The sequence below is a fragment of the Vibrio galatheae genome (assembly GCF_000967545.1).
Lineage (GTDB): Bacteria > Pseudomonadota > Gammaproteobacteria > Enterobacterales > Vibrionaceae > Vibrio > Vibrio galatheae.
This window is the reverse complement of record NZ_JXXV01000028.1, coordinates 205,022-218,554: the sequence shown is the minus strand read 5'-3', so window position 1 is coordinate 218,554 and position 13,533 is coordinate 205,022. Positions and strand designations below refer to the sequence as shown.

At 45.3% G+C, this 13,533-nt stretch carries 14 protein-coding genes; 7 read left to right on the top strand and 7 right to left on the bottom strand.

The annotated features are described in order from the left end of the window. The first annotated feature begins 3 nt into the window (after positions 1-3). Entirely contained in the window at positions 4-855 is an 852-nt protein-coding gene (gene xdhC / locus TW81_RS16485) for a xanthine dehydrogenase accessory protein XdhC (RefSeq protein WP_045956827.1), read from the top strand. A 40-nt stretch (positions 856-895) separates the two neighbouring features. Beyond that, positions 896-2,233, top strand: coding sequence for a guanine deaminase (guaD, locus tag TW81_RS16480; protein WP_045956826.1), 1,338 nt, complete (start codon positions 896-898; stop codon positions 2,231-2,233). A gap of 74 nt (positions 2,234-2,307) precedes the next feature. On the opposite strand, the gene TW81_RS16475 is transcribed toward guaD, so the two are convergent. Together TW81_RS16475 and TW81_RS16470 are read right to left on the bottom strand one after the other, a co-directional pair. After that, on the bottom strand, positions 2,308-4,437 hold the full coding sequence (locus TW81_RS16475) for an ATP-binding protein (RefSeq protein ID WP_239424390.1): 2,130 nt from the start codon (positions 4,435-4,437) through the stop codon (positions 2,308-2,310). Next, the gene (locus TW81_RS16470) at positions 4,430-4,930 is read right to left on the bottom strand and encodes a putative pterin-binding protein (RefSeq protein WP_045956825.1); all 501 of its coding nucleotides are present in this window, start codon (positions 4,928-4,930) and stop codon (positions 4,430-4,432) included. The genes TW81_RS16475 and TW81_RS16470 overlap by 8 nt, the downstream gene beginning before the upstream one ends. A gap of 338 nt (positions 4,931-5,268) precedes the next feature. Between TW81_RS16470 and TW81_RS16465 the strand changes: the two genes are divergently transcribed. Then, entirely contained in the window at positions 5,269-6,642 is a 1,374-nt protein-coding gene (locus TW81_RS16465; RefSeq protein ID WP_045956824.1) for a uracil-xanthine permease family protein, read from the top strand. A 35-nt stretch (positions 6,643-6,677) separates the two neighbouring features. Here the strand turns inward: TW81_RS16465 and TW81_RS16460 are convergent, their stop codons facing one another. After that, positions 6,678-7,616, bottom strand: a complete 939-nt coding sequence (locus tag TW81_RS16460; RefSeq protein ID WP_045956823.1) for a LysR family transcriptional regulator — start codon at positions 7,614-7,616, stop codon at positions 6,678-6,680. Between the two features lie 133 nt (positions 7,617-7,749). Between TW81_RS16460 and TW81_RS16455 the strand changes: the two genes are divergently transcribed. Beyond that, on the top strand, positions 7,750-8,154 hold the full coding sequence (locus TW81_RS16455) for a RidA family protein (RefSeq protein ID WP_045956822.1): 405 nt from the start codon (positions 7,750-7,752) through the stop codon (positions 8,152-8,154). A 62-nt stretch (positions 8,155-8,216) separates the two neighbouring features. Here TW81_RS16455 and TW81_RS16450 read toward each other — a convergent pair whose 3' ends face one another. Further along, positions 8,217-8,852: a glutathione S-transferase family protein gene (locus TW81_RS16450; RefSeq protein WP_045956821.1), complete on the bottom strand. Its 636-nt coding sequence runs from the start codon at positions 8,850-8,852 to the stop codon at positions 8,217-8,219. 102 nt (positions 8,853-8,954) lie between these two features. Between TW81_RS16450 and TW81_RS16445 the strand changes: the two genes are divergently transcribed. Then, positions 8,955-9,848 carry a LysR family transcriptional regulator gene (locus TW81_RS16445; protein ID WP_239424388.1) on the top strand — a complete coding sequence of 298 codons (894 nt, stop codon included), beginning with the start codon at positions 8,955-8,957 and terminating at the stop codon, positions 9,846-9,848. A gap of 40 nt (positions 9,849-9,888) precedes the next feature. On the opposite strand, the gene TW81_RS16440 is transcribed toward TW81_RS16445, so the two are convergent. Continuing rightward, the gene (locus TW81_RS16440) at positions 9,889-10,467 is read right to left on the bottom strand and encodes a TetR/AcrR family transcriptional regulator (protein WP_045956820.1); all 579 of its coding nucleotides are present in this window, start codon (positions 10,465-10,467) and stop codon (positions 9,889-9,891) included. A gap of 98 nt (positions 10,468-10,565) precedes the next feature. On the opposite strand from TW81_RS16440, the gene TW81_RS16435 reads away from it, so the two are divergent. Both TW81_RS16435 and TW81_RS16430 read left to right on the top strand, forming a co-directional pair. After that, positions 10,566-11,030: an HPP family protein gene (locus TW81_RS16435; protein ID WP_045956819.1), complete on the top strand. Its 465-nt coding sequence runs from the start codon at positions 10,566-10,568 to the stop codon at positions 11,028-11,030. Between the two features lie 266 nt (positions 11,031-11,296). Next, a complete protein-coding gene (locus TW81_RS16430; protein ID WP_045956818.1) occupies positions 11,297-11,641 on the top strand; it encodes a YajD family HNH nuclease in 345 nt (114 codons plus the stop codon). 92 nt (positions 11,642-11,733) lie between these two features. Here the strand turns inward: TW81_RS16430 and TW81_RS16425 are convergent, their stop codons facing one another. Then, the gene (locus TW81_RS16425; RefSeq protein ID WP_045956817.1) at positions 11,734-12,207 is read right to left on the bottom strand and encodes a response regulator; all 474 of its coding nucleotides are present in this window, start codon (positions 12,205-12,207) and stop codon (positions 11,734-11,736) included. Continuing rightward, complete coding sequence (locus tag TW81_RS16420; RefSeq protein WP_045956816.1) at positions 12,200-13,531, bottom strand: ATP-binding protein; 1,332 nt, start codon at positions 13,529-13,531, stop codon at positions 12,200-12,202. The genes TW81_RS16425 and TW81_RS16420 overlap by 8 nt, the downstream gene beginning before the upstream one ends. Positions 13,532-13,533 lie beyond the last annotated feature (2 nt).

Sequence of the window (13,533 nt, the reverse complement as noted above, 5' to 3'; positions counted from 1 at the left end):
AGTATGTTTAAGGACAATTGGATTCATGAACTGGCACAACTAGAAAAAAACAGTGAACCGTGCGTAATGGTGACCGTATTAGAAGACCGCGGCTCAGTGCCAAGGGACGCGGGCACCAAAATGCTCGTCACCCGCGACAGGCTGATCGCCACTATTGGTGGTGGTCACCTTGAACACGTTGCAACCAAGATGGCACGCGAAATGTTAATCGCAGGTGAGCGCTCACTTAAAGTCGAACGCTTTAACTTAGGTGCGCGTTTAGGTCAATGTTGTGGCGGAATGGCGACCCTGAGCTTTGAGCCTATTGGCACGGCGCAAAAGCATCTGGTTGTGTTCGGTGCCGGACATGTCGCCAAAGCCCTTATTCATATCGTCTCTACGCTTCCATTTCGCATCACCTGGATTGATGAACGTGATGAAGTGTTCCCTGACGAGTTACCCCATGGAGTCACTAAGGTGGTTAGCGATGATCCTATCGCCGAAGTTCGTGATATATCACCAAACAGCTATTATTTGGTTATGACACACAACCACCAGCTCGATTTCGACTTGGCTAAAGCCATCATTGACCGTGGCGATAGCGCCTACTTTGGTATGATTGGCTCACTAACCAAACGCAAAAAATTCGACATGCGCTTAGCTCAACGTGGTTACAGTGACACGCAGATCAATAGCATGATTTGCCCAATTGGCGTCGGCATGGTGACAGGCAAGCACCCGGCCGAAATTGCGGTATCGGTTGCGGGTGAACTGATCGCACACTATCAAGGTAACCCGCTTGAAGAAAAGCGCCCCGTAACACACAGTAACAGCCATCAGATGAGCGATTCACCATTGGAAGAGAAAATCGCCTAACCCAAAAACGATTAGTTTTGGGTGTTAAAAGGAAGTAGAAATGACAACGCAACGCAACGCTTATCGTGCAGCTATTTTGCACAGCATCGCTGATCCGAAAGACGTCGGACTGGACAACTCTTATCAGTTCTTTGATGACGGTATGATAGTCGTTGAAGATGGCCACATCATCGATATTGGCGAAACAGAGCAAGTGCTCGCACGCCAGCCTAACGATCTCAACATCACTGAGTATGAAGACAAACTCATCACCTCAGGATTCATTGATACCCACATCCACTACCCACAAACAGGGATGATCGCCTCATACGGAGAACAGCTACTCGATTGGCTAGAAAATTACACCTTCCCTGAAGAGCGTCGTTTTAAAAATCCAGTTTACGCGCTCAAAGTTGCCAAGTTATTTTTAGACGAGTTAGCCAGCAACGGCACCACGACCGCGCTGGTTTTCGGCACAGTACATAAAGAGTCTGTCGATGTATTCTTTGGTGAAGCGGAGCGACGCAATCTACGTATGATCGCTGGTAAAGTATTGATGGATCGGAATGCACCAGATTATCTGACCGACACGCCGGAGTCAGGTTATGAGGCGTCAAAAGAGTTAATTGAACGCTGGCACAATCGTGGCCGTTTGCTCTACGCAGTAACACCAAGATTTGCGCCCACCAGCACACCAGAGCAGTTAGCCACTGTGGGTAAATTGCTCGAAGAATACCCAGATGTCTACATGCATACTCACCTATCTGAAAATAAGAAAGAGATAGAATGGGTACTCGATTTATTTCCCGAGCGCGACTCTTATTTAGATGTGTACGATCACTATGGCTTGCTACACAAACGCTCGGTTTTTGCCCACGGCATTCACCTCTCTGACTGCGAATGTCAGCGCTTAGCAGACACAGAATCGGCCATCGCTTTCTGCCCAACGTCTAATCTGTTTTTAGGCTCGGGGCTGTTTAAATTGCCGAAAATGGAAGAGTACGGCGTCAGAGTCGGCATGGGTACCGATGTCGGCGCGGGCACCAGTTTTTCTATTCTGCAAACCATGAGCGAAGCGTATAAGATCATGCAACTGCAACAAGAAAAACTGCACCCACTCAAATCACTGTTCTTAGCCACGCTCGGCGGTGCACGTTCGCTCCATCTTGAAGATAAGATTGGTAACTTAGAAGTAGGGAAAGAGGCCGATTTTGTGGTGCTCGATCTGCATGCCACTCAGTTGATGCGTTTTCGCATGAATCAAGCCAAGACACTAGAAGAAAAACTGTTTGTTCTAATGAGTTTGGGCGATGATCGCACTGTGTGCGAAACCTTTATCTACGGCGAAAAAGCCTACGATGAAAAGGGACAGCTTGGTACAAAGAAGTACGCTAGTTAGAGCACTTACTCGCAACACTAGTCAAAAAAACGCTCCCACGAATGGGAGCGTTTTGCTATTGATTCTGCGTGGTATTAACTCGCCGATGCCATATGTTTTTGCACCACATGTTCAACCAGTTCTTTCTGCATAGGCTTGGGTACAACATCGCTAAAACCTAGCTCTAGGTATTGTGTCACCTCTTGATCATAGGCATTGGCGGTTAAGGCAACAATCGCAGTGCCCTGAGCTAGACCCTGCTGACGAATGCACTTTAACGCTTCTAAACCGTCCATGATCGGCATCTGGATATCCATAAAAATAATGTCAAAATGGCGCTGCTTGAGCAGATCTAAGCATTCTTGACCATTGTTTACCGCAGTGGTTGCAACATTTAGTGTCGCTAACATTTTTTGCGCGACAATCTGATTCACTCGCATATCTTCGACAATCAAGGCAGATAGCTGAGGTAACTCTTGCTGTGGGCTGGATACACCTTCACCGGCCTCGCGGTTGAGTTGCTGGTTAAGCACTTTGAGTAGACTAAAAATATCGTAGGGCTTAGCGAGCCGAGTTAGCAAAGGGAGATTGGGCAGCTCTGTTTGCAAATCTCCGATCACCACCCAACGCTTGTCTGGCGTTATCATCTCTTGCACTTCTTGCGAGAGTGCTTTTTCATCCCCTTGATAATAGACGCTAATATCACCCTGTTGATTGAATAGATTTAAGGAAGTGAGTTCACCAGCAATCAGTTCGCGCGCTTGGCGGTTTTCCGTAACAACTCGTACTCGACCAGATAAACCTGTCGGGCAAACCATATCGCGTGCGCCATCAATCTCAACGGGGATCGTCACAGTAAACAGCGTGCCTTTGTTGAGTTCACTCTCCACTTCAAGCGTTCCGCGCATCAAACTGACCAGAGATTGGCAAATCGACAAACCAAGTCCGGTACCGCCATATTTACGGGTAATTGAGTCATCCGCTTGGGTAAATTCTTCAAACACCTTATTCAAATGTTCCTGTGACATACCAATGCCAGTATCGGTAATTTTGATTTTTAGGTGTGATTGTTGACTGGAATCTTCAACAGAGAAATGGGCATCGACATAGCCACTGTCGGTGAATTTAATTGCATTGTAGCAGAGATTATTGATGATCTGCAGCAAACGAGTCTTATCACCAATCAACCGATAGTCTGTATTGAACCGAGAAGAGAAAAACACCTCAACCCCCTCTTTATCGAGGTCAACCAGCAAGGTTTTTGATAATTCAATTAGTTCACTGCAGTAAAAAGCGTCTTGTTCTAACTTCATATTGCCATGTTCTATTTTACTGATATCGAGCACGCTATTGATCAGCTTGAGTAGGTGCTGACCCGAGCGATTGATCATAGAGACGAAGTGGCGTGTTTGTTCATCCGCCGAAGAAAAGTACTCCTGATGACTTAAACCAATAATCGCGTTAAGTGGCGTACGCATTTCATGGGACATGTTGGCAAGAAAGCGCGCTTTGGCGGTCGCACTCTGTTCCGCTAGGATCTTCGCCTCTTCCAATTTATCCGTATGCTGTTGAAGATCGCGGCTGAGCTGACGTTGATTGAGATACATCCAAGAAATGACAAATATCATCACAATCGATCCGCCTAGAATCAACAAAAGGTAGATGTACTGGCGGTTGTAAAAATCGTCTTTGTACAAAATAAACTGCATCTGATTGGTCTGCACGTTGGCAACAAAAGTCGAAATATAGCTATTCACCTCCCTATAGACATTATTGAGTTCGGCGAGCGCCAAATCTAACTGGGCGCGGCTTCCCAACTCCAAGGCGATGACACGACTCAGCACACTTTCGATAAGGCTGGTGATTTTCGCCAGTTGCCTGACATTGCCAAACTGAGAATGAAGTTGCAGTGTTCTTTCAGAGTCAATATCTTGCAGTATGCTTGATTTAAATATTCTCACTTTAAGTTTCATCTGCGCCAAAGATTGCGCGGTGGGACGATTCGCGTAACTCAGCAGCTCATTTTTGACCGAGAGGAGTTTGATTTTCACCGCGAGATTGTTGTTGACGATCGTCACGTAAGGCTGTGGGGTCGCATTGCGAATCTCCGAAAGAGAATAAAACACATAGCCGATCATCAGAACCAGCGCAATCGACAACACACCGACAGTCAAGATAACGGAATGGCGCAGATTAATGCGATAGCCGCGATGAAACCTATTCAACGATAATTTCCTTCACTTGCCAGGCTGACAGACTGTAATAGAGATCGTTTCTTAGCTCAGCATGGTCAGCAAATGGAAACACGACGAAAAACGGCCCTTTTCCGTCAATGGTCATCCGCTGCCCTGCCTCATCCGTTGCCAGCAACACATCATATTTTCTGATGACATCACGCGAGATCGTGATGATATAGTCATCCCAAGCGATCACTTTTATTGAGTCACCAAACGCACCGACATAATCAAGCAAGCTCTCTAACCTCGGACCCGTGTACTCCACCACATCCTCAACCACATGATTGTTGGTGGTGATACTGCCGTGTTCTAGTTTGTCAATCATCGCGCGATCAAATATCGCCCCTTGATCTGAGTTGGTTTGAGTAATATTGCCAGAGACCCACAAAATCGGATCCCCTGTTGGAGCGGTTATGGCAAAAGCAGCAAAGCTGACCAAACAAAAGAGTCCGACAATGCTCAAAAATACCGTTTTTCGCATAAAAGCCTCGGCAAGCAATAAACAAGAAAAATGACATTATTATCAATATTAGTTTGTTGATTTGAGTATAGACAAAGAATTGGATCACGAATGGTCGTACTAGCTATGTGATTGAATAAAATATGGTTTGTAGGCGTATCCACCCAAACTAAGTTGTGTCAGCCACTGATGTGCACCAACAACGCTCTTAGCTGAACACTCTAGGTGCATCTCATCACCTAACACCTCAAAAATGAATAGTAACTCATTGATTTATAATGATTGAAAACTTTGGCATGTCGCTTGCTCTTTCTACTATCGATTAATTGTATACAAACAAAAATACAAAGGAGAACACAATGTCAAAGGATTCTGACCTTATTTACGCACTAGAAGATAAACCTAGCCCCAAAGCCGCCACTTGGGCTGCGATTCAGCATGTGCTCGCAAGCTTTGTCGGCATAATCACTCCCACGCTAATTATCGGCTCCGCACTTGGCCTAGGTGCCCATGTCCCATATCTGATCAGCATGGCACTAATGGTGTCGGGAGTCGGCACATTCATTCAAGCAAAACGCATTGGCCCGATTGGCGCGGGTTTAATCTGTGTGCAAGGCACCAGCTTTGCGTTCTTAGGCTCGATCCTTGCGGCTGGCTTCCTTGTCAAAGGGCGTGGAGGGAGCGCGGAAGAGATTCTCGCGGTCATTTTCGGAGTCTGTTTCCTCGGCGCATTTATTGAGATCTTCTTATCGCAATTAATCGATAAGCTTAAAGTCGTTATCACTCCCATCGTGACAGGCATTGTCATCACCACCATAGGTATTTACCTGATCAAGGCGGGTGTGACCGATTTAGCAGGTGGGTTTAATGCACCAGACTTTGCTAGCCTAGAAAACCTGATGCTAGGTGGTGTGGTATTGGCGACCATTGTTGTTATGAATCTCAGTCGCCATACTTGGGTGCGTCTGTCGTCAATTTTAGTTGGTCTGGTGGTTGGGTGGATTGTCGCGGCACTGATGGGCAAAGTCGGCCCGATTGATTTATCGAGTCAACCACTGGTGAGCGTCCCAGTTCCGTTCAAATATGGTTTCAGCTTTGATTGGCAAGTATTTGTGCCAATTGGGTTTATTTATTTGATCACGGCGATTGAATCCACAGGTGACATCACCGCCAACTGTATGTTTTCCAAACAAGAAGTATCGGGCCCAGGCTATTTGAAAAAACTCAAAGCCGGTGTATTGGGTGACGGGGTTAATTCATTAATCGCTGCGACGTTCAATACTTTCCCTAATACCACTTTTAGCCAGAACAACGGTGTGATCCACCTAACTGGGATTGCCAGCCGTCACGTCGGCTACTTTATTGCGGGTATTTTATTCCTGTTGGGCTTGTTCCCGATGCTAGGCGCGCTGCTAATGACCATTCCTAAACCTGTTTTAGGCGGGGCAACCTTAGTGATGTTTGGTACGGTTGCCGCGGCAGGGATTAAAATAATTGCCAGCGAAACCTTAAATCGTCAGAAGATCATGACCATCGCACTGTCATTTGGTTTTGGTTTAGGCGTAATGTTGGTGCCTGATCTGTTCAGCCAAACGCCAAAACTGGTGCAGAGTGTTTTTGGCTCGCCAGTGACGCTCTCGGGCATCACTGCGTTAACAATGACCGCACTCCTTGCGGTAGTCGATCGTCGTAAAGAAGCGCCACAACAAACGGCTGCCTTCAACGAAAGTTAACCACAAATGAATCCTCAACGTTGTGCGTTGAGGATTCAGCTTGGATTGAGATAGTCGATAAGCGCATCGAGAAATATACGTACTCGGCTTGGCAGAAACTGACGATTCGGATACAAGGCATGAATTGATACATTCTCGCGGTGCAGTTGCTCGATACTCAAAGGAACAAGCCGCCCTTTATCGACATCATTCCTTACTAAAAATTCAGGTAACTGGCAGATCCCCATGCCTTCACGACTCGCCACCCGAATCGCATCACCACTATCAAATTTGATAAATGAAGCCCCGTGAATTTTCGCCACCTTATTGTTCTCTTGTGTTAGTTGAAGGTAGCTCGGGTTTGTTCCTGAAGCATAAATTAATAACTGATGCTCATTTAACTCCTCAATAGAAACGGGAGTACCATTCTCTTGCAAATAATCGGGAGAGGCATATAGACCCACACTGGCTTTATCGATAACACGAGTAACGTATTGAGTACTGGTATACGCTTCTCCAACTCGGATAGCCACGTCTACCCCCTCTTCGACTAAGTCAACGATGCGGTCAGTGAAACTGATATCAAAAGAAAGGTCAGGAAACTTCTGTTGAAACTGGTGGATAAATGTCAGCAACACCGTTTTACCATAACCTTCCGACACGGTAATTTTGAGTATGCCTTTCAATTTGGTTGGCTTATCTCGTAGCCTAGACTCTGCTTCTTCTATGCATCTCAATATCTGCAAACTTCCTTCATAGAAGTCTTGACCTTCAGGCGTTAGCACCACTTTACGAGTCGTTCGGTGAAAAAGCCGAGTTTCTAAATACTCTTCCAATCGGGAGAGTGCTTTTCCTACTGCCGAGCGAGTTAATCCTACGTTTTTTCCCGCTGCGACAAAACTGCCCGTTTCCGCAATCGCGACAAACACGCGAATCGCCGTAAAGTCCAAGGACGTTCCTTGCGGGGCATTATTCGGGAATTTTCTACCGTTCATAAGGGAAATTAATTCGTCAATTATTGAATTATAGTGGCAATTGTAGAATTCATTGTAAGCAAAATGCTAGGCATTAGCCCCAAAAAGTAGCGTTCCCCGCTAATTCCATACTCATATAAATCAGGAGACAAATATGTCTATTGAAAGGTTAAATCCGCCAACAATGCCAAATAGTGAGGCAATTGGTTATTCACAAATATCTATCGTAGAGGCCACAAGAATGGCTTATGTCTCAGGACAAGTCGCAATAACCAAAAATAGTGATGAGGTACCACGAGGTCTGTATGAGCAGATGAAAGTCGTATCCGATAATGTAAAACAAGCCGTCATCGCGGTGGGAGCCTCACCCAAGGATATCGTTCAGGCGCGAGTGTATGTGGTAGATCTGAACCCAGAAAAACTAGAAATACTCATGCCAGCCTTCTTGGACACTTTTGACGGTGAGCAACCCTGCGTTACAGGTATTGGCGTGCAAGCTTTAGCATCTCCGGAATACTTAGTCGAGATGGAGGTCGTTATAAGCTTACCTAATGCTTAGCAACCCACTTAGCGAAAAAAGGCAGCCTACCGCTATAGACGCGGTAGTGCTTGCTAATGTCACTATTTAGTATTTAGTGATGCCTTCCTCAGTCCGACATTCGAAAGCTGCATCGGCACAAAGCCCGGCAGCTCTTCTACTCGTTGTAGCCACGCTTCGATGTTGGGAAAGTCAGTTAAACTGATTCCGCCTTCAGGTGCTAGCTTGATATAACTGTAAAGCGCTAAGTCAGCAATAGTCGGCGTTGTTCCGATCAACCATTGGCGGCCCTCTTGGTAACTTTGCAGTTGTTGGAGCAGCTTATAGGCTTCTTGAGCAAGCGGAGCACTATCGATCTGTCGATTAAACAAGTTCGCTGCGCGCAGTTTGGCTATTGAGCCTGCGAGTCGATGAGCGGCTAGAGAAAGAAACTGTTCAATATTCGCACGTACTTTAGGTGACTCGGGCAGCCATTTACGCTCGCTATCATAAACGCTGGCGAGATAAACCAAGATAGCATTTGAATCAGAAATGACCGTATCACCATCCACCAATACGGGAATTTGACCAAAGGGGTTAAGTGACAAAAATTCTGGTTGTTGATGTTCCCCACCCGGCAAATCGACGGTAATGAGCTCAAATTTAAGTTCAAGCATACTTAGTAGCATGTGCGCGCGGTGTGCATGCCCTGAGATGGGATGCCAGTATAAGGTCAGCATTGTATTCTCCTAACTCGTTGTCTGTTCTATATTTAAGAACAACTTGCTAACAAGAAAAACCCCACTATCATGGAATGATAATTTCCACTATGGTGATAATGGATGGATACTATCGATGGAATGAGAACAGTTGTCGCAGTGATCGAAACCGGATCATTTACTGCTGCCGCTGAGCGTCTTGGTATTTCTAAATCTCTTACTTCTAAGTATGTCAATCAGGTAGAAGATCAGCTTGGCGTCAAACTGTTTCATCGCACGACCCGTAAGCTTTCGATCAATCCGTCTGGTCAAGAATACTATCTTCAAGCCCAACAGGTATTGACTCATATTGACAGGCTTTATCACCAGATCCACTCCAATAATAAAGATGTTTCTGGCCCCTTACGTATAACGGCTTCGCAGGGGTTTGCAGAAGAATTATTGAGCCCACTTATTCCCGAATTTCATGCCCGCTACCCAGACATTCATATTGATATCACCGTTAGCAATCAAAAACTCAATTTAGTGGAGCAAGCCATAGACATCGCTTTTCGTGCCAGTGAACTAGAAGACTCCAACTTTAGATATCGTAAGATAATGTCACTGCAAAGTTCTGTTTATGCTGCTCCAGAGTTAGCTAGGCTGTACGAGCAGAATGCGGAGTTATCTCAGTTACCTTGCCTTATCGATAGTAATACTCATCCCACAGCTCGTTGGCCAGTGGCTGGTTCTTTGGACCAAAGCAATAGTTGTAACGGTCTTGCCGTGCATAGCGTTTTCAAAAGCAACAGCCCAAGAATGATACGTCAATTGACTCTCTCGGCAGTCGGCGCTAGCTATCAACCTGATATTATCGCCGCGCCTTATGTCGAAAAGGGACTGTTAAAAAAGCTTGATGTTGGTTTTGAGCCTCTCAAGTATCCGTTGAATGCGCTCTACCGCGGCGGAGATTACCAGCCTGAACGAGTGAAGGCCTTTTTAAACTTTGTGATCGACAAGTTTGGTACGTCTCACTAAAAGGACGGAAAACCCCATTAATTAGAGCGGATATGTGAAGTCATTCACTCACAGTTGGTTGCCTTAAGCGTTCTTGAAGCACTCTTGATACTTCATGGCAATGCTTTATCACTGTATGACTGTCTCCACTCATATAAGCCGTTGTAATAGCCCCTTCTTTTAGCAAACATATTGATTCCAATAACAAAGGATCTTGATTATGCAGATGCCTTTGGATGACGCTACGTACCTGCTGTTTATGTTGGTAACAAAAACGAGAAATTTCACTGCCTGTATCGCTAAACTCAGCGGACGTATTGATAAAAAAGCACCCTCTAAAATTGCCAAGTTCAGGCTCTTGGTTGTCAAACCAACTCGCAAGTGCATTGAATAAGTTTTGAATGACCTGGGTATCCGATTGAGAGTCTAAAAGCTTGTTTTCTAGCCAATCGATAAAACGTTCATGCCGTTGATGCAAAGCCGCCAATATCAAAGCTTCCTTACTATCAAAATCCGTATATAAGGTTCTTTTCGCAACCCCAGATGATTTCAAAATTTCGTTGATACCAATGGAGTTTATCCCGTTTCGATAAAAAAGCTCTAACGCTGTGTCGATTAATATCTGACGTTTTTTACTCATCTGCATTCTCCTTTAAATCTATCTTGACACAAGTAGATAGACCTGTCTATTTTATAGATGTAGACAAGTTTGTCTACTCACATGGAGAGCAACTAAGTATGCATACTATTATTTTGTCCATTATTGCCGGAATGGGAGCGACTATTGCCATAGGCGCATTGTCGTATTTTGATTATACATTTTTCGATTTGGCTCTTTTGATGGCTCCCTTCGGAGCAACCACCGTACTTGTATTTGGTGTTCCAGATAGTCCGTTGGCTCAGCCCAAGAATGTGATTCTAGGGCATTTACTCACTGCTTTTGTCGGAGTGTTCTTTGTCAAATTTGTCGGTGTAACGCCTATATGCTTAGCTTTGGCCACGGGAATATCTGTCAGTTTGATGCTACTAACTAAAACTACACACCCACCAGCAGGCGCGAACCCATTGTTAATCATGTTATCAGGGCAAAGCTGGGGATTTTTGATTACTCCTGTGCTGATAGGCGCAGTCATTATTGTACTGGTCGGGAAAAGTGTGGGAATTGTCAGAAAAAAATGGGTTTTGAGTAATCCACCTGTTTAATCTTCTGAAGAAAAGAGTGAATAATAGTCGGTGAGATCAGTTGTGCACCATCAAAAGAAAACCGAATTGACTCACCTTGGCTACGAATACTGGCGTTCATTTATCTTGAGTGATCCGTAGATTCAGTGGTCACCATGGTTATGACATTAGAACAAATCCAATGCTTAGCTCAACCTTGATCACGAACAGCAATGTTAGCATTGGTCATTTTTCTCAATTTATACTCGTGCTAGCATCTAACCATGAAGACTATTTAGGGTACAAACATGTCATCAGATCATTACGGAACCAGTGCAAATTACGCACGTAAAGAAGCAGGTTATAGAGAGAAAGCACTAAAGCTCTATCCTTGGGTGTGCGGACGCTGTGCAAGAGAATTTGTCTATTCAAATCTACGTGAACTCACCGTTCATCACAAAGATCATGACCACACAAATAACCCCGAAGATGGCAGTAACTGGGAGCTGCTGTGTCTCTACTGCCACGATCATGAACATAGTAAATACCTAGAACATGAACGCTATGGCAGTGAAATAAAGCCTGGTGAAGATGAACACCAAGGGGCGACGTACAATCCATTTGCTGACTTAGCAAAGATGCTCAAGAAGTGATGCTAACGTAAACAACGTTGAAGTATATGCAGTAACTCTCGGGCACAATCTGAATCAGAAATCGATCAGCGCCCGAGTGTTTTTCACTCACACTATCTTAAGTGATCAAACACGACACTTTGATCTAAGTGTTCGTGGTATTGGCTGTAGTCTAAGCCCATATCAAAAATATATTTAGTGACCAAATTTCTTACACATTCCACTAATTGCGATGCCTGCCATGGCTTTTCAAAATAGCGGTCAATACCCGCCGAGTTAATTGCGTTAATGGTATCAGTGTGGGTTGCCTGCCCGGTCAATAACACTTTGCGTGTGCGTGAAAAACGGCTGTCTTTAGATATGTCGGTGAGCAGCTCAACGCCCGTTTTTCCTGGCATGACATGGTCTGAAATAACCAAGGCGATCATTTCTCCTTCAGCGTCCAGTTCATCCATGAGATCAAGCACTTCATATGCGGACTCACAATCTTCAATATTGAGCCATTGGCTTAACGGCTGTAAGTCTTGCAAAACCGCGCTTAACACCTCTCGCTGATCATCAACGCAAATTAAATTAAGCTTATCCATGTTCACCCTCTATCGGTAATTTAATCCTAAATATGGTTTTTTGATTGTCACTTTTCACTGCAATAGAGCCGTTATAGCCCGCAACGATACGCTTTACAATTGACAACCCTAACCCCAACCCAAACGACAGCCCGCCTTTCTTGGTGGTGAAATTAGGCTGGAAAATTTTTCTGCGTGTTACCTCATCGATCTCAGGGCCATTATTGGCAATGGTCACCAAAATCTTGTTCTTACTTAACCGCGTTTGTATCTCTATTGCTGGCGAGTCAGTTTCAGCCATCGCATCGCAGGCATTTTTCAAAATATTGGCCCAGATTTGCACGAGCTCTGTTTGCGAACCCACTATCAACGGCAGCTCTGCCGGGCTAAACCTCACGCTGACACGCCGTAAATCACTTTGCAGCAAAGCCAACGCCTGATTGATCGAATCGTTAACTTTAAGCCCCTGCTCTTTATCGATATCGGTTCGGCCAAGTTGTTTGACTGACTTCACTATGCCGACGGTATGCTTGGAGGCAATGCGTAAGTCATGCAAATCACGCCCCATTTGCCAATAACGAATGGCCTCTTCTGGCCGCCTTAACCAATGTTCTGTTAGGTAGTCTTGTGGCACAGCACGAGCTAAGTCACGCGCAAGATCTTTAGGTAGACCGTAATACTTTTCGAAATGGCGACCGCGCTTTCTTGCTTCACTTGAAGAAACCTTTTGTCCTTGCAGCAAACCAAAATCAAAGAACTGGCTCGCTTCAGGATGGACCTCTTCTAATAGTTGCAGAATAACCGACTCTAAACGCTCAGATTTGCTACTCACCACACCAATCGCGTTATTCAGTTCATGGGCAATACCAGCGGCAAGTTGCCCAAGCGTTGTCATTTGCTCTGCGGTGTGCAGCTCTTGCAGTGCTTTCTCTTTGGCTAATGCTTCTTGTGTTGCTCGGCGTTGACGACGTGAGAGTTCATTGACCATCACGGGCATGAACTGCGTGGTTAACGGCCCGTAGTTGTCTTCATCCACGACCGGCGTGTTGCGCTCTATCCAAGAAAGCTCAACATCCGTTTGCGCAATGACCGTAGACGATGCCGTCCACGTTCCCGAGAAGAAACTGTGCACACCAATAAACGCGCCTTCCGCTGCAGCAAACACCTGAGTTTGCTTATTGCCATCTTCTGAGTAATAGCCTGCAAGCTCACCAGATAACACATAATAGAGCCGTTCATTGTGTCCATCTTGTTCAATCAATACTGAGCCTGCCGCCACCGTGATGCGACGCTCAATGTGATTGAAATAACGCTCGACCAGCGCCTCTAGCTTGCTTTCGTACATGG

Bases quoted from the DNA above. Each gene is read 5' to 3' on its own strand.
- xdhC (WP_045956827.1), top strand. From the start codon at position 4: ATGTTTAAGGACAATTGGATTCATGAACTGGCACAACTAGAAAAAAAC.
- guaD (WP_045956826.1), top strand. From the start codon at position 896: ATGACAACGCAACGCAACGCTTATCGTGCAGCTATTTTGCACAGCATC.
- TW81_RS16470 (WP_045956825.1), bottom strand. From the start codon at position 4,930: ATGCGAAAAACGGTATTTTTGAGCATTGTCGGACTCTTTTGTTTGGTC.
- TW81_RS16465 (WP_045956824.1), top strand. From the start codon at position 5,269: ATGTCAAAGGATTCTGACCTTATTTACGCACTAGAAGATAAACCTAGC.
- TW81_RS16460 (WP_045956823.1), bottom strand. From the start codon at position 7,616: ATGAACGGTAGAAAATTCCCGAATAATGCCCCGCAAGGAACGTCCTTG.
- TW81_RS16455 (WP_045956822.1), top strand. From the start codon at position 7,750: ATGTCTATTGAAAGGTTAAATCCGCCAACAATGCCAAATAGTGAGGCA.
- TW81_RS16450 (WP_045956821.1), bottom strand. From the start codon at position 8,852: ATGCTGACCTTATACTGGCATCCCATCTCAGGGCATGCACACCGCGCG.
- TW81_RS16445 (WP_239424388.1), top strand. From the start codon at position 8,955: ATGGATACTATCGATGGAATGAGAACAGTTGTCGCAGTGATCGAAACC.
- TW81_RS16440 (WP_045956820.1), bottom strand. From the start codon at position 10,467: ATGAGTAAAAAACGTCAGATATTAATCGACACAGCGTTAGAGCTTTTT.
- TW81_RS16435 (WP_045956819.1), top strand. From the start codon at position 10,566: ATGCATACTATTATTTTGTCCATTATTGCCGGAATGGGAGCGACTATT.
- TW81_RS16430 (WP_045956818.1), top strand. From the start codon at position 11,297: ATGTCATCAGATCATTACGGAACCAGTGCAAATTACGCACGTAAAGAA.
- TW81_RS16425 (WP_045956817.1), bottom strand. From the start codon at position 12,207: ATGGATAAGCTTAATTTAATTTGCGTTGATGATCAGCGAGAGGTGTTA.
- TW81_RS16420 (WP_045956816.1), bottom strand. From the start codon at position 13,531: ATGTACGAAAGCAAGCTAGAGGCGCTGGTCGAGCGTTATTTCAATCAC.